The organism is Pseudonocardia zijingensis, assembly GCF_042657305.1.
Lineage (GTDB): Bacteria > Actinomycetota > Actinomycetes > Mycobacteriales > Pseudonocardiaceae > Pseudonocardia > Pseudonocardia zijingensis.
This window is the reverse complement of the sequence record NZ_JBHSKO010000009.1, coordinates 224,926-247,642: the sequence shown is the minus strand read 5'-3', so window position 1 is coordinate 247,642 and position 22,717 is coordinate 224,926. Positions and strand designations below refer to the sequence as shown.

The window sequence follows — 22,717 nt, the reverse complement described above, 5'->3', positions numbered from 1 at the left end:
TCGGATCTGCTGGCGGTTCACCCGATGGTACGTCAGGGTGGCGGGGCCACCGGGGGACGTCCGGGGGCGGCCGTGGTCACACCCGCGACGGGGTCGGCGATCTCGAAGTACTCCGGCATCGGGGCCGTGCCCGCGAGGCGCAGCCGGCGCACGAGCCGGCGCGAGCGCAACTCGCGGGTGTCGCGCACCGCGTCGTTGTGCACCCGGCGGGCCAGCACCACCAGCTGCTCGGCGTCCACCAGCTCCTCGAGCACCACGTCCGGCACCCCGGTGCGGGGCACGGCGGCCAGCTCCCTGCCGAGCACGTTCTCCGCGGCCTCGCGGTCCCTGCCCGCCGCCCGGGCGTCCGCGACCGCGGCCCGCAGGCCGTCCGTCCGGGCCGCTCCGGTGGCCTCCAGCGCCGCCGCCAGGCCCAGCGCGGCCTCCGCCCGCCGCTGCAGCGCCGACTCCAGGCCCGCCCGCGCCGCGTCCGTGCGCACGTGCAGGCGGTCGAGCCGCCGCACGCGGCCGGCCACCAGCGTGGCCACCCCCACCAGCACCACCACCGCGAAGGCGACGAGCGGCAGGACCACCGGCGTCATCAGGCGCCCCGGGCCGGGACCCGTCGCGGGTCGGCCGCGACGGCGGCCCGGTAGACCCGCAGCACCGCGGCGGCCACCGCAGGCCAGCCGAACTCCTCGGCACGCACCCGGCCCGCGGCGCTCAGCGCGGCCCGGCGCGCCGGGTCGTCGAGCAGGTCGCCCAGCCGCTGCGCGAGCGCCGCGCCGTCACCGGCGGGGAACAGCACGCCCGCGGGTTCGGTCTCCCCCAGCACAGCTCGGAACGCGGCGAGGTCGCTCGCCAGCACCGGCGCACCGGCCGCGAGCGCCTCGGTGAGCACGATGCCGAAGCTCTCGCCCCCGGTGTGGGGAGCGCAGAACACGTCCACCGAGCGCAGCGCAGCGGCCTTGGTGGCGTCGTCGACCGGGCCGAGGACGTCGAGCCGGTCCGCCACCGGGCCCGCGAGGCGCCGCAGCGCCGCCGCGTCGCCGCTGCCGGCCACCAGCACCCGCAGGTCCGGGCGGTGCGGGGCGAGCCGCCGCACCGCTTCCAGCAGCACCGGCATGCCCTTGCGCGGCTCCTCGAAGCGGCCGAGGAACCCGACGGTGCCCGGGCGCGGGTACCCCGGCAGGGCCGGGCCGTGGGCGAACGCGCCGACGTCGACGCCGTTCGGGATCTCCACCGCGTCCCCGCCGAGGTGCTCGACCTGCACGCGGCGGGCGTGCGGCGACACCGCGATCCGCGCCGTGACCTTCTCCATGAGCGGCCGCAGCACCCCGCCGAACGCGGCCAGCGTGCGCGAGCGCTCCATCGAGGTGTGGAACGTGGCCACGATCGGGCCCTCGGCGGCGAGCAGCGCGAGCACGGACACGCTCACAGTGGTGGGTTCGTGCAGGTGCAGGACGTCGAAGGTGTGCTCGGCGAGCCAGCGGCGCACCCGCGCGTAGGTGAGCGGCCCGAACGACACCCGCGCCACCGAGCCGTTGTACGGCAGGCCGAGCGCCCGCCCGGCCGGGGTGACGAAGTCGGGCACCGGCGTGCGCTCCGCCGCGGGCGCCAGCACGCTCACCTGGTGCCCGAGGCGCTCGAGCGCGCCGGCGAGGCCGACGACGTGCGCCTGCACGCCCCCGGGGACGTCCAGCGAGTACGGGCACACGATCCCCACCCGCAGCGGCGCAGGTGCGCTCATCGGGGCTCCAGGTCGGCCGTCCAGAGGGGCTGCAGCGCGTGCCAGTCCTGCGGCGCCTGCGCGATGAGGCACGCGAACGCGTCGGCGATCGCCTGCGTGGCCTTCGCCACCGACGCCGGCGTGCGGTCCACCGGCACCGGCTCCGCGATCGGCACCCTCCAGCCGTCGGGGGCGAAGTGCGGGTAGGCGGGCATGAGCACGGCGCCGGTGAGGGCGGCCAGCCGCGCGGGCCCGGTGGGGAAGCGCGCCTGCTCCCCGAAGAAGGAGACGTCGATCCCCGATCCCGCCAGGTCGCGGTCGGCCACCAGGCAGACCACCCCACCCGACCGCAGCCTGCGCGTGAGCGCCCGGTGGGCGGCGCTGCCGGCTTCCGCCGCGACCACCTCGAACCCGAGCGCCTCCCGGTAGGCCAGGAACCGCCGGTACAGCGTCTCCGGGCGCAGCCGCTGGGCCATCGTGGTGAACACCGGTTCCCGCCCGAGCCTGCGCAGCGTCTCCACCACCCACACGCCCGCGGCGTCCCAGTTGCCGCTGTGCGGCACCGCGAACACCACCCCGCGCCCCTCCTCGAGAGCCGCGTAGAACGGTGCCGTGCCGCTCATCCCGCGCTCCATCCGGGCATGCACGGCCGGCGCGTCGCCGGGGCGCAGCCGGAACATCTCGTCCCAGTACCGCGCGTAGCTGCGCAGCCCCGCCCGCACCAGCGCGTCCAGCTCGGCCGGGGTGGCCTCGGGCACCACCCGCGCGAGGTTGCGCCGCAGCCCCGCCGCGGGCCCTCCGCCCGAGCGCGCCGCGAGGTCGGCCCCCAGCCGGAACACCCGCTCCGTGACCGCGCCGGGGACCGCCCTCGCCAGGCGCCACGCCAGCGCGTACCGGATGTCGGCCAGCCGCTCGCTCACGGGTTCCCGGCCGGGTCGGGGGGCGCGGTGCCGGCCGCGTCCCTGGCGCTGCGCTGCACCGCCACGATCCGCTGCCCGACCGTCCACACCGACGCCACCGCGAGCAGCCACAACGCGACGTGCAGCGCGTACGGCACACCCAGACCCTGCAGCCCGGTGCCGACCAGCGCGACGATCAGCCGCTCCGCCCGCTCCACCAGGCCACCGTCGGCGGACAGCCCCACCCCCTCGGCCCGCGCCTTGATGTAGGACACGATCTGGCCCGACACCAGGCACAACAGGGCCGCGACCCCGAGCACCCGCTCCTCCCCCGCGCCGAGGCACCACCACGTGAGCCCAGCGAACAGGGCCCCGTCGGCCACCCGGTCGCAGGTGGAGTCGAGCACCGCCCCGAACGGTGTGCTGTAGCCGCGGGCGCGGGCCATCGCCCCGTCCACCAGGTCGAGCAGCACGAAGAACGTGATCACGACGGCGCCGACGAACAGCTCGTCGCGCGGGAGGAACCACAGCGCGGCCGCGACCGACCCGACCGTGCCGATCACCGTGACCACATCGGGCACGACGCCTCGCGCGACCAGCCACCGGCCGACGGGCTCGGTCACGCGGTTGACCTGCACGCGGGCGAAGACGTTGAGCATGGACTCCTGCTTGGTCGCCGGGCTGCCGGCCCGCCTCTAGGGCACCAAGCCTACTGCCGTCCGCCCGGTGCCCGTTCGCGCGGCGCACCGGGCGCGGGCCACGCATCCGCCAGCAGCGAGCGCGTCTCCGACAGCAGCTGCGGGATCACCTTCGTCTGCCCGATCACGGCGATGAAGTTGGCGTCGCCGCCCCACCGCGGCACCACGTGCTGGTGCAGGTGGTCGGCGAGCGACCCGCCCGCGACCGCCCCCAGGTTGAGCCCCACGTTGAACGCGTGCGGCGCCGCCACCCGCTTCATCGCCACCACCGCCGCCTGCGTGAACTCCATCAGCTCCCGCGCCTCGTCCGGCTCGAGGTCCTCCAGCTCGGCGACGTGCCGGTAGGGCAGCACCATCAGGTGCCCCGGGTTGTAGGGGTGCAGGTTCAGCACGGCGTACACGGTGGCCCCGCGCGCCACGATCAACCCCTCCTCGTCGGAGAGGGTCGGGATGCGGCAGAACGGGCAGCCCTCGGCGCCCGCCTCCTTGATGTAGGCCAGCCGGTGCGGCGTCCAGAGCCTGCGGAACCCGTCCGGCGTGCCGACCCCGTCGCGCGCCTCCAGATCGGGCTCGCCCGCCTCCGTCATGCGCCGATCCTAGGTCCCGCCCTCAGAGCGCCGTGGCCCTCCCGGCCCGGTGCCGACCCAGTGCCAGCCCAATGCCGGCAAGGTGGCTTTGCTCGCCCATTACGCCAGTGAAGCCACCATGCCGGCATCCGGTCAGGGCGCGAAGACCTCCGCGCTCGGCGAGACGTTCGTGCGGCTGCCGACCCAGTCGGCCACCGCGGCCACCGCCTCGGCCACCGGCACGCCGTTGCGCTGGGTGCCGTCGCGGAACCGGAAGCTCACCGCACCCGCCTCGGCGTCGCGCCCGCCCACCAGGAGCATGAACGGCACCTTCTGCAGCGTGTGGTTGCGGATCTTCTTCTGCATCCGGTCGTCGCTCGCGTCCACCTCGACCCGGATGCCGCGGGCCTTCAGCTGCCGGGCGACGTCCTCGACGTAGGGCACCTGCTCGTCGGTGACCGGGATGGCCACGACCTGCACCGGCGCCAGCCACGCCGGGAACGCACCCGCGTAGTGCTCGGTGAGCACGCCGAAGAACCGCTCGATGGAGCCGAACAGCGCCCGGTGGATCATCACCGGCTGCTGGCGCGAACCGTCGGCCGCGGTGTACTCCAGGCCGAACAGGCCCGGCTCCATCAGGTCGACCTGGATGGTCGACATCTGCCAGCTGCGCCCGATCGCGTCCTTCACCTGCACGCTGATCTTCGGCGCGTAGAAGGCGGCACCGCCCGGGTCGAGCACGAGATCCAGCCCGCTGGCCTCCGCGGCCTCGCGCAGCGCGTCGGTGGCCCGCTCCCAGTCCTCGTCGGAGCCGATGGACTTCTCCGGGTCCCGCGTGGAGAGCTCGAGGTAGAAGTCGTCCAGGCCGTAGTCGGCGAGCAGGTCGAGCACGAACTGCAGCAGCGACCGGATCTCGCCCTGCATCTGCTCCTGGGTGCAGTAGATGTGGGCGTCGTCCTGGGTCATGCCGCGGACGCGGGTGAGCCCGTGCACCACCCCGGACTTCTCGTACCGGTAGACGCTGCCGAACTCGAACATCCGCAGCGGCAGCTCACGGTACGACCGCCCGCGCGAGCGGTAGATCAGGTTGTGCATCGGACAGTTCATCGGCTTCAGGTAGTAGTCCTGGCCGGGCTTGCGCACGGTGCCGTCCGGGTTCAGCTCCTCGTCGAGGTGCATCGCCGGGTACATGCCGTCGCGGTACCAGGACAGGTGCCCCGAGGTCTCGAAAAGCTGCGCCTTGGTGATGTGCGGGGTGTTGACGAACTCGTAGCCCGCCTCCTCGTGGCGCTTGCGCGAGTAGTCCTCCAGCTCCTTGCGGATCACCCCGCCCTTCGGGTGGAACACCGCGAGACCGGACCCGATCTCGTCCGGGAAGGAGAACAGGTCCAGCTCGGCACCGAGGCGCCGGTGGTCGCGGCGCTCGGCCTCCGCCAGCCGCTCCAGGTGGGCGTCGAGGGCCTCCTGGCTCTCCCACGCGGTGCCGTAGATCCGCTGCAGCTGCGGGTTCTTCTCGTCGCCGCGCCAGTACGCCGCCGCGGTGCGCGTCAACTTGAAGGCCGGGATGTAGCGGGTGGTGGGCACGTGCGGGCCCCGGCACAGGTCCGACCACACGGTCTCCCCGGTGTGGGCGTGCAGGTTGTCGTAGATGGTGAGCTCGCCGGAGGCGTCGACCTCCACCACGTCCTCACCGGGGGCGCCCTTGAGGTCGATCAGCTCCAGCTTGTACGGCTCGTCCGCGAGCTCCTTGCGGGCGTCGTCGCGCGAGTCGAAGCGGCGGCGGGAGAACCGCTGCCCCGCCTTGATGATCTTCTTCATGGACGACTCGAGCTTGCTCAGGTCGTCCGGGGTGAACGGCTGGTCGACGTCGAAGTCGTAGTAGAAGCCGTCGGTGATGGGCGGGCCGATGCCCAGCTTGGCCTCGGGCCGCAGCTGCTGCACGGCCTGGGCCAGCACGTGCGCCGCCGAGTGCCGGATCACGCTGCGGCCCTCGTCGGTGTCGGCGGCGACCGCCTCCACCTCGGCGTCGGACTCCGGCGCCCACGCGAGGTCGCGCAGCTGCCCATCGGCGTCGCGCACCACGACGACGGCGGTGGGCCCGGTGGTCGGCAGGCCCGCCTCGCGTACCGCCGCCCCGGCCGTCGTCCCGGCCGGCACCCGGACAGGGGCGGACGCGGGACGGGATGCGGGCGCGGACACGGGAGACCTCCACGGTTTCAGGCCTCGGGCGCGGGCCGCCCGGGCTCGGCCGATGCTAGTCACCACTGCGAAGCGGGTTTCCGGCAGCGGGGTGTACCGGCGCCCGGTTCAGCTCATCCGGTGCAGGGCCGCCACCAACCGGCGCATCGTGGCGAGGTCCGACGCCCAGGGCTGCCGCAGCACCGCGGGTGTGACGAACGTGCGCGGCACCGGTACCGGCACCGCGGCGGCGGCCCGCCTGCGCTGCGGCAACGTGCCCACCGGGGGCAGTGCCAGCACGGCCAGCGCACCCGACCCGGTGAGGGCGTGGGCCCCGTCGACCGTGACGAGCGCCGGATCCCGCCCGCCCGAGCCCGCCGGCGACCGCGGCACCGGCAGAGGCAGCGGGAGCGATGCCGGGTCGGGCTCGGGGTCGGGCGGCGCCTCCGCCGGCCCCGACGTCGGCCTGGACCTGGGTGGTGCCGCGGGCGCCGCCTCCGCGGGCCGCCGGGGCAGGGGCCGCGGAGACGGATGCGGGGACGGGCGCTGCGCGGACGGCTGCTGTCCCGACGACTGCGGGGCGGACGACTGCTGCTGCTGGGGCGCCTGCTGTCCGGGCTGCTGGGCGGGCGGCTGCTGGGCGGGCGGCTGCTGCGGGAGCGGCGTCACGCCGCGCACCGCCAGGACGCCCGGGGTCCGCGCGGCGTGGCGCGCGGCCGGGGGTGGGACCCGGGGCAGCGCGGGTGCCGTGGTCTCCGCGTCGAGCGGCGGCCCGGTGGGGCCCGGGGGCCGTGGTGGGGCAGGCCGGGGTTGCGCGGGCCGGGGTCCGGAGTGCTGGGCTCCGGACTGCTGGCCCACCGGCTGCTGAGCCGCCCCGGGCTGCGCCGGCCGGGGTCCCGACTGCTGCGCCGCCCCGGGCTGCGCCGGGCGGGACCCCGCCTGCTGCGCTGCCCGGGGCTGCGCGGGCCGGGGTCCGGACTGCTGCGTCCCGGACTGCTCGGGCACCGGCTTCTGCGCCGCCCCGGGCTGCGCCCCCCGGGGTCCCGACTGCTGCGCCGCCCCGGGCTGCGCCGGGCGGGGCCCCGACTGCTGGGGCTCGGGCGGCTGAGCCCCGGCGGCCGGCGGCCCGGCCGACCGTGGAGGCGTCGGCTGCGGTGTGTCGGGCACGGCCGGGCGGCGGGACCGCGCGGGGAGCGAGTACGGCCACGAGTCCTCGGCGGAGCGGCGCACCGAGCCGCGTTCGGGGCCGCGCTCGGGGCCGCGTTCGGGGCCGCGTTCGGGGCCGCGTTCGGCGGCGCGTTCGGCGCCGCGTTCAGGGCCCTTTCCGGGGCCGCCCCGTTCAGGGCCGCGCTCGGCGGACGGCCCCGGGGACGGCAGGGCGCCCCGCCTGGGCAAGGGCCGGCTCGGGGCGGCCGGCTCGGGGGCGGGGCGCGGACGCGGAGCGGGCACCGCGTGGCCGGCGTCACGGCGGGTCTCGCGGCCTACCTCGCGGCCGGTGTCACGGCCGGTCTCGCGGCGGGCGCCACGGTCGCTCTCACGGCCGGCGGCGCGGCCACGGCCGGCCTGCTCGGCGGCGCGGAGCACGTCGGCGGCGGCGAGCCCGCGCCGCACACCGCCGACGTCGCCGCTCGCGGGGTCGAGCCGCGCGTGCAGCACCACCCCGCCGGCCTCGCGGAGGACGTGCACGGTGCGGCCGAGCGTCACGACGACGTCCTCCAGCCACTCGCCGCGACCGCGGCCGAGGGCCGTGGCGGCACGGCCGAGCTGTGCGAGGGAGGCGAGGTCGTCGCCGTCGGCGAGGCCGACCTCGACCAGCACGTCGCCGCCCGCGCCGTCGACGGCGTGGAGGGCCTGCGCCCCCGTGGACCGCAGCAAGTCGGTGAGCAGTGGCGCGAGCGCCGGTGGTGGATCGGGAGTCACCGCCTGGGGCGCGCTGGGGTCGCGGGGAGCGGGGAGCATCGCCCCAGCATCCCGGCACCGGGGCGGAGCAACGGACGTCCGCCCGCTCGGCGGCGCCACCGCTGGGCCGAGCGGGGACCTCCGTTGTTGCGGCATCCGGCGGGTGCGGGCGTGGCATCCGCCCCATGGCGCTGCCCTCCCGGGCGGCGGCGCGGCGAGGGCGGCGCGGCCGGGCGCACCGGCGGCACCGCTCGCCGAGCGGCAACGGGTCCGGGATGCGGCCATCCGGCGGACGGGCGATCACCGACGGTGCCCGGATCCGCGCGGCGGACCCGGTCGTGCACCGGGCGGGCACGTCCATCGGGTGATGTCTCCACACCCGCCACACCGCGCTCGCCGGGACGCCCGTTGGACCCGACGTCCTCCCCGCTGACGGGGAGAACGCCGGTCAGGGGAGGTGGGACGCGTGCACGGATCCCGCCGGCGGCGTACCTCCCGGTCCACCGGATCGGGGGTGCGGCGATCGGGGCTCCTGCACCTGCGTGCGCGGCGCGGCACCCACCCGTCGCGCGTCGGGTGGTGGCAGCCGCCCAAGCCGCAGGCGCCGGTGCGGGCGGGCGAGGACACCGCCCGCCACCGCGCACCGGACGCGACGGACGTGCTGCCGGTCGTCGAGGCACCCGGCCGGGCGGTGCGCGGCACCCCGGCGCAGGTGCGCGCCCGCCGCATGCGGCTGTTGCGGCGCGGGCTGCTCGGGGCCGCGGCGGCGGTCGTGCTGTTCCCGGTGTTCGCCTTCGCGGTCGGCTACCTGTTCTTCTCGGTGCCCAACCCGGACGCGGCGGTGAACAACCAGGTCGCGCTGGTCTCGTTCGCGGACGGGAGCCCGCTCACCCGGCTCGTGCCCGAGGAGGGCAACCGGATCAAGGTGCCGCTCGAGCAGGTGCCCGTGCACGTGCGGTACGCCGTGCTCGCCGCGGAGGACCGCTCGTTCTACTCCAACCCCGGCTTCGACCTCACCGGGATCATGCGTGCGGCGTGGAACCAGCTGCGGGGCGGTGAGGGCGGCGGCTCGACGATCACGCAGCAGTTCGTGAAGAAGGCGCTCGTCGGCGACGAGCAGACGCTGTGGCGCAAGTACAAGGAGGTCATCCTCGCGGTCAAGATCTCCCAGGAGCGCTCGAAGGACGAGATCCTCGCCGACTACCTCAACACGATCTACTTCGGGCGCGGCGCCTACGGCATCCAGGCCGCGGCGCAGGCCTACTTCGGCAGCGACGTCCAGGAGCTCACCCCCACCCAGGGGGCGATGCTGGCCGGGCTGATCCAGTCCCCGTCGCGCTGGGATCCCGCGGTGAGCCCGGAGCGGGCCGTCGAGCGGTGGAACTTCGTGCTCGACGGGATGGTCGCGCAGGGCTGGCTCGGCCCGGCAGAGCGCGCCGACGCGCGGTTCCCGAAGACCGACGCGCGCCGCTCGCTGGCCCGCGGCGTGCCCACCGACAGCCGCGGCCACATCGTCAGCGCGGTGACCGCGGAGCTGGAGGAGCTCGGCTTCACCGAGCAGGACGTCGCGCAGGAGGGCCTGCGGATCACCACGACGATCCAGCCGGAGCGCCAGCAGCAGGCCGTCGACGCGGCCCACGACGCGCTGGACGGGCAGCCGGTGAACCTGCGCAGCGCGGTGGTGACGATCGACCCGCGGACGGGCGCGGTGCTCGCCTACTACGGCGGCGACAACGGGCTGGGGCTGGACTACACGCAGGTGCGCAAGCTCGCGGGCTCGACGTTCAAGCCGTTCGTCGTGCTCGCGGCGCTGACGCGCGAGCCGCCGATCGGTCTCGGCGAGGTCTACGACGGGCGTGAGGTGCCGGGCCTGCGCAACGCCGAGGGCGCCGACTGCGACGAGTGCGACCTCAAGCAGGCCATGACCGTGTCGAACAACGTCGTCTTCCACACCCTCACCAAGGAGATCGGGGCCGACGCGGTCGCCGCCGCGGCCCGGCTGGCGGGCATCACGGCGCCGCTGGACGCGCCCACGGAGGGCATCGCGCTCGGCAACAAGGAGGTCTCGCCGTTCGAGCTGGCCTCGGCGTACGCCACGATCGCGGCGGGCGGGGTCTGGCGGCAGCCGCACCTCGTGTCGTCGGTGGTCACGGCCGACGACCGCGTGCTCTACCAGGCGGCCACCGAGGGGGAGCGCCGCTTCTCCGAGCGGGTGGCGCGCAACGTGGTGGAGGCGATGCTCGGTGTCGCCGAGCACGACCGGCTGGGCCTGCCGCAGGGGCGCCCGGTGGCGGCGAAGACCGGCACGGTGCAGTCGCGGTTCGAGGGGCAGAACAACGACGCCTGGATGGCCGGGTTCACACCGTCCGTCTCCACCGTCGTGTGGATGGGCACCGACATGAACTCCCCCATCCGCACCGCCCGCGGCCGCCCGATCCAGGGCAGCAGCCTGCCCGGTGACGTGTGGCGCGACGTCATGTCCGACGCCGTGGCGGGCTCGCCCGTGGAGGACTTCCCGCCGTTGCGCCCGATCGGCGAGCCCCCGTCCCCGCTCGGGCCGAACGAGACCCCGCCGCCGTCGACGCCCGCGCCGCCACCGCCGCCGGAGCCGCCGCCCGGCCCGCCCACCACGGCCGAACCCGAGGAGCCGGACCTCACCCCCGACGACCCGGAACGGCCCGGGATCCTCGGCGACCCGGGCGTGGACCGGCGCCCCGACGATGACGACGACGAGGACTGCTCCGTCACCCCATGTGGCTGACCAGCCGAGCGGCCCACGACGGATGTGCGTTCCGGGGCTACCGTGGACGGCGTGGCGACGCACGCCGGCGAGCGGACGTTCGAGGTGGTGGCCTGGCTCTCGGAACGGCACCTCGTCCTGTACGTCCCCGAGATCGAGGCGGCCACCACCGCCCCGGCGATGCCGGACGCCGAGGACGCGGCCCGGTCGCTGATCGTCGACCTCACCGGTCTCGACCCGGCCGCCGTGCGATGCGAGATCCGGCTGGGCCGGGCCCGCGGCGGCCTCGGCGGGCCACCGCTGCCCGCGGTGTAGCCGGATAGGGTCACGGCATGGCACAAGCGGTGACCGATCCCGGGCGGGACGTGGCGGACCGGATGGCCGAGGCGGCCGCCGAGTGGCTGGCTTCCCTGGACCCCGAGCAGCGGGCGGTGGCGGTGCGGCCCGCGCCCGGTGCGGACGACGAGGCCGAGGCGGAGCGCACGCGCTGGTTCTACACGCCCACCGATCACGGTGGCCTCACCTTCCACCAGCAGCGGCCCGCGCAGCAGCGGCTCGTGATGCGGCTGCTCGCGAGCGGGTTGTCGGAGGCCGGCTACACCACGGTGGCCACCGTGCTGGGCCTGGAGAACATCCTCGACCGCACCGAGGGCTTCACGGTGAACTTCGGGCGCGAGCGGGGCCGCGACCCGGGCATGTACTTCGTGCGGGTGTTCGGCGAGCCCGGCGGGTCGGCGCCGTGGGGCTGGCGGTTCGGCGGGCACCACGTGTCGCTGCACAACCTCGTGGTGGACGGGCGCGTCGCGGCCACCACCCCGTGCTTCCTGGGCGCCGACCCGGCCGTGTCGCAGTTCCTGGGCGGCGAGAAGCTGCGCCCGCTCGGGGCGGCCGAGGACCTGGCGCGCGAGCTGGTGCGCTCGCTGCGCCCCGAGCTCGCCGCGCAGGCCGTGCTGCTGCCCCGTGCCCCCGACGACATCGTCGGCGGCAACACCTCCCGGCTCGACAACGCGGCGGGTCGCAGCGGGCTGTGGCGCCCGGGTGGGGTGCACACCGACCCGCAGGCGGCCACCCCGATCAGCGGCCTGGAGGGCGCCGACCAGGAGGCCGTGGCGATCACACCGGAGCCGAAGGGCGTGGCCGGCGCCGAGCTGGACGCGGCGCAGCGGGAGCTGCTGCGGGCGCTGCTGGCCACCTACCTCGACCGCGTGCCCGCGGAGATCTCCCCCATGCCCCGCTACGACGACCCGGCTGCCCTCGACGCCGTGCACGTCGCCTGGGCGGGTGGCACGGCACCCGGCGAGCCGCACTACTACCGGCTGCAGGGCCCGCGCCTGCTCGTGGAGTGGGACAACACGCAGCGCGGGGTCAACCACGCCCACGCGGTGTGGCGCGACCCGGAGGCCGATTTCGGGCGCGACGTGCTGGCGGCCCACCGGGCGGCTCACCACTGATCGTCGGCGCCGACCGTCGCGCTGACCATCTGCGGGCCGGGCGTGCCATCCTGGCCGCGTGGACGGGGAGTACGTCCTGGGCTCACCGCACCCGGCGCTCGCGCGCCGGGTGGTGCGCTACCTGGGCTACCGGGAGCACAGCGGCACACCGGTGCGCCGCAGGCAGGCGCCCGGTGCCTCGTGCACGCTGATCCTGTCGCTCGGCCCGCCGCTGCGGCTGCACGGGCCGGCCGGCCCGTCCGTGCCCGCGTCGTTCCTGGCCGGGATGCACGACGGTCCGGTGCTCACCGAGTTCACCGGTGAGCAGCACGGGCTGCAGGTCGACCTCAGCCCGCTCGGCGCGTTCGCGCTGCTCGGCAGGCCGCTGAGCGACGTCACGAACGCGGCCCCTCAGCTCACCGACCTGGACCTGCCCGAGCTCGCGGGCCTGCCCGCGCGCCTGGCCGACCAGCCGGACTGGCCGCGGCGCTTCGCCCTGCTCGACGACGTGCTGCTCCGCCGGCTCGACGCGTGCGCCGCCCGGCCCGACCCGGAGGTGGCGTGGGCGTGGGAGCGGCTGCGGCGCAGCGCGGGCCGCGTCGGGGTACGGGAGCTCGCCGAGGACACCGGGTGGAGCCGCCGCCACCTGCTCACCCGCTTCCGCGCGCAGGTGGGTCTCGGGCCGAAGACCGCGGCGCGGGTGCTGCGGTTCGAGCGCGCCGCCCGCCTGCTGGTGCCGAACAGCGTCTACGACCACTCCCCCGCCGCCGCGGCACCGTCGATCTCCGACGTCGCCGCCGCCTGCGGGTACGCCGACCACGCCCACCTGGTGCGGGAGTTCCACGCGCTCGCCGGCTGCACGCCCAGCGAGTACCTGGCCGGGTGGAGCTGAGCCGCCGGTTCCCATTCCTACAAGCCCCGGCGCCCGGGCGCTCCTAGCGTCGGCGCCATGAGCATCCACGTGACCCTCCGGTACGACGACGCCCGGGCGGCGATCGCGTACCTCACCGGCACGCTCGGGTTCGCCGAGCAGGCCGTCCACACCGCCGGCGACGGCACCGTCGCCCACGCCGAGCTGAGCTTCGGCGACGGGGTGGTCATGCTCGGCACCCGAAGTGCCACCCGCAGTGCCACCCGCCGCGGCGCGTCCGACCCGTTCGACACCGGCCGCGCGGTCGTCTACCTCGCCCTCGACTCCGCCGACGCGGTCGACGCCCACCACGACCGGGCCGTCGCCGCCGGCGCGGACGTGGTGCACGGGCTGGTGGACCAGCCGTACGGGTCGCGCGAGTACGCGGTGCGCGACCCCGAGGGCAACATCTGGTCGGTCGGGAGCTACCGCCCGCAGGTGAAGCCGTGACCGAGCGGGAGCGGGTGGCGGCACTCGTCTTCGGGTTCTTCCCCGCCCAGGTGGTGCAGACGCTCGCCCGGCTCGGTGTGCCGGACGCGCTCGGCGACGGCGCACTCGACCTCGGCACCCTGGCCGGGCGCACCGGGACGCAGCCCGACGCGCTCGCCCGCCTCCTGCGCTCCGCTGTCGGCCTGGACCTGGTGAGCCGGGATCCGGACGGCGCCTACGCGCTCACCGCCGGCGGCCGGCTGCTGCGCAGCGGGCTGCCGGGCTCGATCGGCAACCTGGCCCAGCTGTTCTGCGGGGACGCGGTGTGGCGGGCGTGGGGCGCGCTGGAGTGGAGCGTGCGCACCGGCGAGCCGTCGTTCGAGAAGATCACCGGCAGCCCGGCGTTCGCGCACATCGCGGCCGACCCGCGGCTCAACGCGGTGTTCACCGAGGCGATGGCCGAGGGCACGCGGATGGCCGCCCCCGGCATCGTCGCGGCCTGCGACCTCACCGGCGTCACGACGCTCGCCGACATCGGCGGCGGGAACGGCACGCTCCTCGCCGCGTTCCTCGACGCCCACCCGCACCTGCGCGGGATCCTCTTCGACTCCCCGTCCGGGGCCGCCGAGACGGTGGCAGGCGAGCGGTGCGAGGTGGTCACCGGCGACTTCTTCCGGGAGGTGCCGCGCGCCGACGCCTACGTCGTGAAGAGCGTGGTGCACGACTGGGACGACGAGCGCGCCACCGCGATCCTCGCCCGCGTGCGGGCGGCGATGCCGCCGGACGGGGTGGTCTTCCTGGTGGAGCCGATCCTGCGCGACGATCCCGAGGTGCTCCCGGACCAGCGCATGCTCCTGATGAGCGACCTCAACATGCTCGTCTGCCTGGGCGGGCGGGAACGCACGCAGGACCAGTTCGTCGACCTGCTCACCGCGGCCGGGCTGCGCCTCACCGGCGTCACCCCGGCTGAGGGGTCGGGCTACGCGGTCATGCGGGCGGTCGCGGCATGACGCCGTTGGACCGGCTGCGCGCCCTCTGCACGTCCTTCCCCGAGGTCGCCGAGAAGCAGAGCCACGGCGAGCCGACGTGGTTCGTGCGCAAGTCGTTCGTGATGTTCGCCGACCACCACCACGACGACCGCCTCGCCTTCTGGTGCGCCGCCCCGCCCGGCGCGCAGGAGGAGCTGGTGGCCGCCGACCCCGGGCGGTTCTTCCGCCCGCCCTACGTCGGGGTCCGCGGGTGGCTCGGCGTGTACCTCGACGTGCCGGACGTCGACTGGACCGAGATCGAGGAGATCGTCACCGACGCCTACCGGCAGGTGGCCCCGAAGCGACTGGTGGCGCGGCTGTCCGCGCAGCCCGGCCCCGCAGGTGTCGATTAGGGTCGCTCGCGATGGAACTCCCCCTCGTCGACGCTCCCGGTGGGCGCGTCGAGTACGACGACGTGCCCGGCGACCCCGCGCTCGCCCCGCTGCTGTTCCTGCACGAGGGCCTCGGCTCGGTGCGGCTCTGGCGGAACTTCCACCACCGGCTCGCCGCCGCCACCGGCCGCCGCGCCGTGGCGTTCTCCCGGCTGGGCCACGGCGGGTCCGACCTCCCCGCCGGGAAGCGGACGCCGCGGTACATGCACGACGAGGCGAGCGAGGTGGTCCCGGCCGTGCGCGCGGCGCTGGGGCTGGACCGGGTGGTGCTCGTCGGGCACAGCGACGGCGGCTCGATCGGGCTCCTGCACGCGGGCCGGGCCGACGTGGCGGGCCTCGTGGTGCTCGCGCCGCACGTGTTCGTCGAGGAGTGCGGGCTGCGCGGCATCGAGCAGGCCCGCCGCGACTACGTCGAAGGCGACCTGCGGGCCCGGATGGCCCGCCACCACCGCGACCCGGACGTCACGTTCTGGAACTGGAACGACGGCTGGCTCGACGACGCATTCCGCGACTGGGACATCCACCCGGAGCTCACCGCCATCACCTGCCCGGTGCTGGGTGTGCAGGGCACGGCCGACCCCTACGGCACGGTGGTGCACGTGGAGGCGGTGCGCGAGCGCGCCGCCGGGCCGGTCACCCTCGCCGTGCTCGACTGCGGCCACTCCCCCCACCTCGAGCGGCGCGCCGAGGTCGACCGCACGGTCACGGAGTTCCTGGCCGGTCTTCCTTGACGGGGCGCAGCGCGTGCAAGACCTCCAGCGCGCGCTCCATGCCCGTCGCCGGGTCGGCCTCCGGGCTCCCGATCGTCCGGTCGAAGTTCAGGTCGTGGAACACCTCGGTGACGCCCTGCTCGGCGAGCCACGCGACGTCCTCGCGGATCTTCTCGGCGGGTCCGGACAGCAGGCGGTCGGTGGGCCCGCCCCACCGGACGACGCCGCGCACGACCACGCGCACCGCATCCGGGTCCCGCCCCGCCTCCTGGGCGCCCTCCCGGACCAGCGCGATCGAGTCCGCGATGCGGGTGAGGTCCGCCCCGCTGCTGCTCACCCACCCCTGGGCCATCCGCCCGGCGCGGCGAAGCGCCGCGGGCACGCCGCCGCCCAGCAGCACGGGCGGGCCGGGGCGCTGCACGGGCTTGGGCAGCATCCGGCTCGGCGCAACCGTGTAGAACTCGCCGTCGAACGCGCTCACCTCGTCGGCCCACAGCGTGTGCAGCACCCGCAGGTACTCCTCCGCCCGCGGCCCGCGCCGGGCCCGCGAGACCCCCGCCGCCGTGAACTCGACGGGCGACCAGCCCGTGCCCAGCCCCAGGTCGAGCCGCCCGCCGGAGAGGACGTCCAGCGTGGCCGCCTGCTTCGCCAGCAGCGCCGGCGGCACGAACGGGAGGTTGACGACCGCGACGCCCAGCCGGATCCGGGACGTGCGCGCCGCCGCGAAGGCGAGCGTCACCAGCGGGTCCAGCACGCTGCGGTACACCGGGGGGAGGTCCTGGTCTGCGCCCACGAGCAGGCGCTGCAACGTCCACAGCGAGGCGTAGCCCAGTTCCTCGGCCTCCCGCGCCAGCCGCCCGAGGTTCTCCGGGGTGGCCCACGACCCCGACACCGGGGCACCGATCCCGATCCGCACCCGGCACACGCTACGGGCGATCAGGGCCTCGGCACGTGGGCGGGCGGCTTGCGGCGCCAGACGTCGAGGACCTCGGGGTCCTGCAGGTCGATCCACGCGCTCACGTCCGAGTGGGTGGCGCAGACGGTCTCGGGCCGCAGGCACACCTCCGCCATGAACCGCTCCACCGCGTCGAAGAACCCGCCGCCGGACCACCGGTTGAAGTGGCTGCCGATCACGAGCGGCGCCCGGTTGCCGGTGGCGGCCGCCGTGTACGCCGCGCGGTAGGCGTCGAGCACGACGTCGCTGAACTCGGCCGCCCGCTCCGGCTCGTCGCGCCCGCCGTTCACCGCGATCCACAGGTTGTAGTCCATGAGCAGCACCTGCTTGCGCAGCGCGGGCACCCGCACCGAGGGCATCCAGAACTCCCGGATCCCCTGCTCGTCGGTGGGCCAGACGATCCCGTCGGTGGGGCGGCTGGTGTCGTAGGTGAACCCGTGCGCCCGCATGGCGGCGTAGGCCTGCACCCACCGCCCCTCCAGGCACGGGGTGCGCCCGCCCCGCACCTGCCCGAGGTCGAGGCCCCGCTCCCGCGCCGCCTCGACGAACGCGAAGAACTGGTCGAGCTCCGCGTCCCACATCGCGGTGGACCACCTGCCGACCGCGGGCTCGTCCCCCGCGCAGAAGTGCCCGTTGTAGTGCGTGCCGATCTCGTGGCCGCGCCTGCGCGCCTCCTTCAGGTCCGAGATCAGCCGGTCGACCTCGGCCCGCGACCCGCCGAAACCGATCGCCGACGCCCCGGCGGCCCGTCCGGGCGGGTGGTAGCGGCGCCGCTCCGCGTCAGGCAGGAGGTAGACGCCGGACAGGAAGCCCGTCACCCGCGCCTGCGCCGCCCCGGCGATCGCGAGCACCCGTTCCCAGTGCCGGTGCGACCCGACGCCGTCGAAGGAGAACAGCACGAACTGCGGGGGCCGCTCACCGGGTGCGAGGGGCCGCATCCACGCGTCCAGCCGGGCCGCCGCGCGGTCGACCTGCACGTCCACCGGGTCCGGCGACGCCACCGGAACCGGCTCGGCCGCGGCCGCCTGCGGCGGTGGCGGCTCCTGCCCCACCAGCAGCGCCACCGCCAGCGCGAGCGCCGCGGCGAGGACCAGCCACTCACCCGCCCGTCTCCTGCCGCGCCGCACGTCCCCCACGGCGGCATCGTGCGCACCGGGAATGCGCCGCGCCGCGCGAGTCGCCCGACCGGGCCGCGTGATCCACCCACCCGGTGGACGATCACCCCCGCGCCGGCGGGTGATCGCGCGCGCACCGGGTAGCCGACCGGCATGGACGACATCCGCACCGTCACGAACACGGTCCCGGCGGCGGCGACCGAGCCGCCCCCGGTTCCGCCGACGCCCCCGCCGGGGCCCGAGCCCGCGCCACCGTTCCCAGAGCCCGAACCGGCGCCCACCCCCGGGCCGGACCCGGCCCCACCGCTGCCCTCGCCCCCGCCGGGACCGATCGACCCCACGGGGTGAGCGGCTACCGTCCGGACCGTGGAAGGCCCACTGGCGACGGTCGCGAACGCCCTGCTGCCCGACGTGGACGTGCTCACCGACCGGCTCGTCACGGCGGTCTTCACCGATCACCCGGCGTGGACCGACTACCGCAACGTGCCCCCCGACGACCTGCGCGACGGGTGCCGCCGCTACCTCACGCGGGTGCTGCAGCTGCTCGCGGGCGCCCCGAGCGGGGGCACCGACGACGACCCCGTGGCCGGCCCGATCGGCAGGCAGCGCGCCGAGCAGGGGGTGCCCCTCGAGGTGATGCTGCGGACGTTCCGGCTCGGCGGCCGGGTCGTCTGGGAGGCGCTGCTCGAACGGATCGACGAGGTGACGCCCGCCGACCTGGGCGCGGCCGCCACCGCGATGTGGACGGTGGTCGACGCGCTCTCCTCCGCCCTGTCCACGTCCTACCGGCGCGCGGAGGCCGAGCAGCTGCGCCGCGACGACCAGCGCAGGCACGCGCTGCTGGAGGAGGTCGTGGCGGGCGGCACCACCGGGCAGCGGGTCGCCGACCAGCTCGACCTGCCGCTGGGCGGGCACTACCTGGTGGTGGTGGCCGACCTCGAACCCGACGGCACGGCGGCGCTGCCCAGCCCGCAGACCGCGCTGGCCGCGCTCTCGGTCCGGTCGGTCTGGCACGTGCGCACCGACACGCTCGTCGGGCTCGTGCCGCTCGAGGGGCACGACCCGCGGTTCGTGCTGACCCGGCTGCGCGCGCTGGCCCGGGGACGGGCCGCGGCCGCCCCCACCGCCGACGGCCTCGCGGGGGTGGCCCTCGCCCATCGCCTCGCCGTCCTCGCGTTGGGCACGATGCCCAGGGGTGCCGCGGCCCTCGTCGGGGTGGACGAGCGCTACCCCCAGGTGCTCCTGCTGCGCTCCCCCGAGGTGCGCCGCCGCCTCGTGGAGCAGTGGCTCGGACCCGTGCTGCGCCTCCCGCCGCGGGAGCGGGACGTGCTGGTGCAGACGCTCACGGCCTGGCTGGAGGCCGACCGTTCGGCCGGCGTGGCGGCCGAACAGCTCTACTGCCACCGCAACACGGTGCTCAACCGGCTGCAGCGCGTCTCCGGCCTGATCGGCCACCCGCTCACCGGGCGCCAGGCCTACGTCGAGCTCTCGCTCGCGCTCTCGGCGCTGGATCTCCCCTCCTGAGCGAGCAACCCGATTGGGCAAACTGCCCAATCGTCCGGGCCCGGAGCTGGGCGTCCGATCATGGTGCGGCGCCCCTCGGCTGGGCGAGGCTGTGCGCGTGGCGGCGCGGACATCGACGAGGACACCGGCGGGGACACGGGCGGGGACACGGGCGCGGACTTCCCGGAAGAAGGCGGGCCCCCTCGCCGCCGAGGATCCCGAGGTACTGCGGGACTGGTTCCGCCAGATGGTGCTGGTGCGCCGGTTCGAGGAGCGCGCCGCGCAGGGCTACACGCGCGCCGAGATCGGCGGCTACTGCCACCTGAACCTCGGCGAGGAGGCCACGGTCGTCGGCCTGCTGGCCGCGATGCGCCCCGACGACTACCTGTTCACCAACTACCGCGAGCACGGCTACGCGATCGCGAAGGGTATCGAGCCCGGGCGGGTGATGGCCGAGCTGTACGGGCGCACCACCGGCACGTCCAAGGGGTGGGGCGGCTCGATGCACCTGTTCGACGCCGAGGCGCGCCTGCTCGGCGGCTACGGCATCGTCGGCGGCCAGGTGCCGCTGGCCACCGGCGCCGCGCTCGCCATCGACTACCGCGGCAGCGACGAGGTGGTGGTCTGCCAGATGGGCGATGGCACCACCAACATCGGCGCGTTCCACGAGGCGCTCAACATCGCCGCGCTGTGGAACCTGCCGATCGTCTACGTCGTGGTCAACAACGGCCTGGGCATGGGCACCACGGTCGAGCGGTCCTCGGCCGAGCCCGAGCTGTACAAGCGCGCCGCCGCCTACCGGATGCACGGCGAGCGCGTGGACGGCAACGACGTGCTCGCCGTGCGGGACGCCGCGCGCCGGCTGGTCGAGCGGGCGCGGACCGAGGGCAAGCCGGCCCTGCTGGAATCGGTGAGCTCGCGCCTCAAGGGCCACTCGGTGGTCGACCCGGCGCGCTACCGCACGTCCTCCGACGTCGAGGGCGCCCGCGCCGCCGACCCGATCGCCCGCTTCCGCGCCGCCCTGCTGGCGGCGGGCGCCGCCGACGAGGAGGCGCTCACCGCCCTCGAGGAGCGGGCGAAGACCGAGGCCGACGAGGCCGTGGCCTTCGCCGCGGCGAGCCCGCACCCGGACGTCTCCACGCTGTTCGACCACACCTACGCCACCCCGGTGGCCAACGAGTCGCGCCGGCTCCCGGCAGACGCCCTCTACCGCTGAGGAACATCCCGTGCCTGTCATGACCTACCGCGAGGCCCTGCGCAGCACCCTGCGCGAGGAGCTGATGCGCGACGACGACGTCCTGCTGATCGGCGAGGAGATCGGCGTCTTCGAGGGCTCGTACAAGATCACCGCCGGCCTGCTGACCGAGTTCGGCGAGAAGCGCGTGCGCGACACCCCGATCGCCGAGGAGGGCTTCGTCGGCACCGCCATCGGTGCCGCGATGCTGGGACTGCGCCCCGTCGTCGAGATCATGACGATCAACTTCTCGCTGATCGCCCTCGACCAGATCGTCAACCACGCCGCGAAGGTCTACGGGATGTTCGGCGGCCAGACCTCCGTGCCGATGGTCATCCGCACGCCGGGCGGGGGCGGCCAGCAGCTCGGTGCCACCCACTCGCAGAACATCGAGCTGTACTACGCGTTCGTCCCCGGCCTGAAGGTCGTGGCGCCGAGCACGCCCGCCGACGCGAAGGCGCTCCTGCGCGCCGCGATCCGCGACGACGACCCCGTGCTGTTCCTCGAGAACCTCGCGCTCTACAACACCAGCGGCGAGGTGCCCGACGACCTGCCCGCCGCCGAGATCGGCCGGGCGGCCGTCACCCGCGAGGGCACCGACGTCACGATCATCGGCTACTCCCGCATGGCCACCGTGGCCACCGAGGTGGCGGGGCAGCTCGCCGAGGAGGGCATCGACGCCGAGGTCGTGGACCTGCGCAGCCTGCGCCCCCTCGACCGGGAAACCATCGTGGCCTCGGTGCGCAAGACCGGCTGCGCCGTCGTGGCCGAGGACGACTGGCTCACCTACGGGATCGGCGCCGAGATCGCCGCGACGATCTCCGAGGGCGCCTTCGACCACCTCGACGCGCCCGTGCGCCGGGTGGCCGCCGCCGAGGTGCCGCTGCCGTACGCCAAACCGCTCGAACAGGCCGCGCTGCCCTCGGCCGACTCGCTGCTGACCGCCGTGCGGGAGACCCTCGCCGCCGTCGGCCGCCGCTCCTGACCCCGGAGGACACCGATGCCCGAGATCACCATGCCCCGCCTGTCCGACACCATGGAGTCGGGCGTCGTCGCGGCCTGGCACAAGCACGTCGGGGACCAGGTCAGCGCGGGCGACGTCATCGCCGACATCGAGACCGACAAGGCGATCATGGAGCTCGAGGCCTACGACGACGGCGTGCTCGAGCGCATCCTCGTGCCGGAGGGCGCCAGCGCCCCGATCGGCGCGCCCATCGGGCTGCTCGGGGACGGCACGGGCTCCGCCCCGGAGCCGTCGGCGCCCGAACAGTCGGCCCCTGAGTCATCGACGCCGGAGGCGTCGGCGCCCGCAGCGGAGCCCGAGCCCGCGCCCGAACAGCAGGCGCCCGCGCCCGCTGCGCCCCGCGACGGCCGCCCGCCCGCCTCCCCACTGGCCCGCAGGCTCGCCCGCGAGCGCGGTGTCGACCTGGCCGGCGTGCAGGGCTCCGGCCCGCACGGGCGGATCGTCCGGGCGGACATCGAGGCGGCCGCCGCCGCGGCAGCGGCCGTCCCAGCCCCCGCCCCCGCACCCGCACCTGCGCGGGAACCGGAGAGCGAGGACGTCGAGGTGCTGCCGCTGCCGCAGATGCAGCGGGTCGCCGCCGAGCGCCTCACGCGCAGCAAGCAGGAGGCGCCGCACATCTACCTGACGCGCGCCGTCGACGTCACCGACCTCCTCGCGTTGCGCGTCACGCTCAACGAGACGCTGGCCGCGGCGGGCGAGGTGAAGGTCAGCGTCAACGACCTCGTCGTCAAGGCGGTGGCCGGGGCGCTGCGGACCCATCCGGAGATCAACGTCTCCTACGCGGGCGACTCGGTGCGCCGCCACCGCCGGGTGCACGTCGGTATGGCCGTGGCGGTCGAGTCGGGGCTGCTCGTGCCGGTGGTGCACGACGCCGACCGGCTGAGCGTCTCGCAGATCGCGGCGCGGACCCGCGACCTGTCCGCGCGGGCGCGCGAGCGCAAGCTGCGGCCCGAGGAGATGAGCGGCGGCACGTTCACCGTGTCCAACCTCGGGATGTTCGGCATCGAGCAGTTCACCGCGGTCATCAATCCGCCGGAGGCGGCCATCCTCGCCGTCGGTGCGGCCGTCGACGAGCTGCGCCCCGGCGACGCCGGGCCGGTCGTGCGGTCGGTCATGAAGGTGACGCTGTCGTGCGACCACCGCGTGGTGGACGGCGCCACCGGCGCCCGCTTCCTGCAGACCCTGGCCGCCCTGCTGGAGGCCCCGCTGCGGATCCTCGCCTGAGCCGCTGCGGAACCCTTCCCGACCACGCCCACCCCCGGTGACGGGCCCACCACCCGCAACGGTGACACCGCCCCT

At 75.5% G+C, this 22,717-nt stretch carries 22 protein-coding genes; 13 read left to right on the top strand and 9 right to left on the bottom strand.

Annotation, left to right across the window (positions count from 1 at the left end; genetic code table 11):
• Nucleotides 1–32: 32 nt before the first annotated feature.
• The 7 genes from ACFPL3_RS20225 to ACFPL3_RS20195 all read right to left on the bottom strand — a co-directional run bounded on the left by ACFPL3_RS20225 (nt 33) and on the right by ACFPL3_RS20195 (nt 8,008).
• Nucleotides 33–581, bottom strand: a complete 549-nt coding sequence (locus ACFPL3_RS20225) for an NUDIX hydrolase (RefSeq protein ID WP_379589519.1) — start codon at nt 579–581, stop codon at nt 33–35.
• A complete protein-coding gene (locus ACFPL3_RS20220) occupies nt 581–1,711 on the bottom strand; it encodes a glycosyltransferase family 4 protein (RefSeq protein WP_379589526.1) in 1,131 nt (376 codons plus the stop codon). The genes ACFPL3_RS20225 and ACFPL3_RS20220 overlap by 1 nt, the downstream gene beginning before the upstream one ends.
• 14 nt (nt 1,712–1,725) lie before the next feature.
• Complete coding sequence (locus ACFPL3_RS20215) at nt 1,726–2,628, bottom strand: phosphatidylinositol mannoside acyltransferase (RefSeq protein WP_343945046.1); 903 nt, start codon at nt 2,626–2,628, stop codon at nt 1,726–1,728.
• On the bottom strand, nt 2,625–3,266 hold the full coding sequence (gene pgsA, locus ACFPL3_RS20210; RefSeq protein ID WP_343945047.1) for a phosphatidylinositol phosphate synthase: 642 nt from the start codon (nt 3,264–3,266) through the stop codon (nt 2,625–2,627). Before pgsA ends, ACFPL3_RS20215 begins: the two co-directional genes overlap by 4 nt.
• 50 nt (nt 3,267–3,316) lie before the next feature.
• A complete protein-coding gene (locus ACFPL3_RS20205; RefSeq protein ID WP_343945048.1) occupies nt 3,317–3,892 on the bottom strand; it encodes an HIT family protein in 576 nt (191 codons plus the stop codon).
• A 132-nt stretch (nt 3,893–4,024) separates the two neighbouring features.
• The gene (thrS, locus tag ACFPL3_RS20200) at nt 4,025–6,070 is read right to left on the bottom strand and encodes a threonine--tRNA ligase (RefSeq protein ID WP_343945049.1); all 2,046 of its coding nucleotides are present in this window, start codon (nt 6,068–6,070) and stop codon (nt 4,025–4,027) included.
• 108 nt (nt 6,071–6,178) lie between these two features.
• Nucleotides 6,179–8,008, bottom strand: a complete 1,830-nt coding sequence (locus tag ACFPL3_RS20195; RefSeq protein ID WP_379589516.1) for a hypothetical protein — start codon at nt 8,006–8,008, stop codon at nt 6,179–6,181.
• A 125-nt stretch (nt 8,009–8,133) separates the two neighbouring features.
• Here ACFPL3_RS20195 and ACFPL3_RS20190 point away from each other — a divergent pair, with 125 nt between their 5' ends.
• The 9 genes from ACFPL3_RS20190 (at nt 8,134) to ACFPL3_RS20150 (ending at nt 15,608) form a co-directional block, all read left to right on the top strand.
• Entirely contained in the window at nt 8,134–8,316 is a 183-nt protein-coding gene (locus tag ACFPL3_RS20190; protein ID WP_379589514.1) for a hypothetical protein, read from the top strand.
• 98 nt (nt 8,317–8,414) lie between these two features.
• Entirely contained in the window at nt 8,415–10,709 is a 2,295-nt protein-coding gene (locus ACFPL3_RS20185; RefSeq protein WP_343946469.1) for a transglycosylase domain-containing protein, read from the top strand.
• 51 nt (nt 10,710–10,760) lie between these two features.
• Nucleotides 10,761–11,003: a hypothetical protein gene (locus ACFPL3_RS20180; RefSeq protein WP_343946468.1), complete on the top strand. Its 243-nt coding sequence runs from the start codon at nt 10,761–10,763 to the stop codon at nt 11,001–11,003.
• A gap of 17 nt (nt 11,004–11,020) precedes the next feature.
• Nucleotides 11,021–12,139, top strand: a complete 1,119-nt coding sequence (locus ACFPL3_RS20175; RefSeq protein ID WP_343946467.1) for a DUF3500 domain-containing protein — start codon at nt 11,021–11,023, stop codon at nt 12,137–12,139.
• A 58-nt stretch (nt 12,140–12,197) separates the two neighbouring features.
• Nucleotides 12,198–13,010 (top strand): helix-turn-helix transcriptional regulator, encoded by an 813-nt coding sequence (locus ACFPL3_RS20170; RefSeq protein ID WP_343946466.1) that lies wholly within the window; start codon nt 12,198–12,200, stop codon nt 13,008–13,010.
• Between the two features lie 57 nt (nt 13,011–13,067).
• Nucleotides 13,068–13,478 (top strand): VOC family protein, encoded by a 411-nt coding sequence (locus ACFPL3_RS20165; protein ID WP_343946465.1) that lies wholly within the window; start codon nt 13,068–13,070, stop codon nt 13,476–13,478.
• A complete protein-coding gene (locus tag ACFPL3_RS20160) occupies nt 13,475–14,467 on the top strand; it encodes a methyltransferase (protein WP_343946464.1) in 993 nt (330 codons plus the stop codon). The genes ACFPL3_RS20165 and ACFPL3_RS20160 overlap by 4 nt, the downstream gene beginning before the upstream one ends.
• Nucleotides 14,464–14,838, top strand: a complete 375-nt coding sequence (locus tag ACFPL3_RS20155; RefSeq protein ID WP_343946463.1) for an MmcQ/YjbR family DNA-binding protein — start codon at nt 14,464–14,466, stop codon at nt 14,836–14,838. Before ACFPL3_RS20160 ends, ACFPL3_RS20155 begins: the two co-directional genes overlap by 4 nt.
• Before the next feature lie 11 nt (nt 14,839–14,849).
• Nucleotides 14,850–15,608 carry an alpha/beta fold hydrolase gene (locus tag ACFPL3_RS20150; protein ID WP_343946462.1) on the top strand — a complete coding sequence of 253 codons (759 nt, stop codon included), beginning with the start codon at nt 14,850–14,852 and terminating at the stop codon, nt 15,606–15,608.
• On the opposite strand, the gene ACFPL3_RS20145 is transcribed toward ACFPL3_RS20150, so the two are convergent.
• Together ACFPL3_RS20145 and ACFPL3_RS20140 are read right to left on the bottom strand one after the other, a co-directional pair.
• Nucleotides 15,580–16,503, bottom strand: a complete 924-nt coding sequence (locus ACFPL3_RS20145) for a TIGR03619 family F420-dependent LLM class oxidoreductase (protein ID WP_343946461.1) — start codon at nt 16,501–16,503, stop codon at nt 15,580–15,582. The two genes, ACFPL3_RS20150 and ACFPL3_RS20145, sit on opposite strands and share 29 nt — an antisense overlap.
• 20 nt (nt 16,504–16,523) lie before the next feature.
• Nucleotides 16,524–17,678, bottom strand: coding sequence for a polysaccharide deacetylase family protein (locus ACFPL3_RS20140; protein ID WP_343946460.1), 1,155 nt, complete (start codon nt 17,676–17,678; stop codon nt 16,524–16,526).
• 345 nt (nt 17,679–18,023) lie between these two features.
• Here ACFPL3_RS20140 and ACFPL3_RS20135 point away from each other — a divergent pair, with 345 nt between their 5' ends.
• From ACFPL3_RS20135 to ACFPL3_RS20120, 4 genes are all read left to right on the top strand, one after another.
• A complete protein-coding gene (locus ACFPL3_RS20135; RefSeq protein ID WP_343946459.1) occupies nt 18,024–19,181 on the top strand; it encodes a PucR family transcriptional regulator in 1,158 nt (385 codons plus the stop codon).
• 91 nt (nt 19,182–19,272) lie between these two features.
• Nucleotides 19,273–20,376, top strand: coding sequence for a pyruvate dehydrogenase (acetyl-transferring) E1 component subunit alpha (pdhA, locus tag ACFPL3_RS20130; RefSeq protein WP_379589511.1), 1,104 nt, complete (start codon nt 19,273–19,275; stop codon nt 20,374–20,376).
• A 10-nt stretch (nt 20,377–20,386) separates the two neighbouring features.
• Nucleotides 20,387–21,379, top strand: a complete 993-nt coding sequence (locus tag ACFPL3_RS20125) for an alpha-ketoacid dehydrogenase subunit beta (RefSeq protein WP_343946457.1) — start codon at nt 20,387–20,389, stop codon at nt 21,377–21,379.
• A 15-nt stretch (nt 21,380–21,394) separates the two neighbouring features.
• Nucleotides 21,395–22,642: a dihydrolipoamide acetyltransferase family protein gene (locus ACFPL3_RS20120; RefSeq protein ID WP_379589509.1), complete on the top strand. Its 1,248-nt coding sequence runs from the start codon at nt 21,395–21,397 to the stop codon at nt 22,640–22,642.
• The last annotated feature ends 75 nt before the right edge of the window (nt 22,643–22,717 follow it).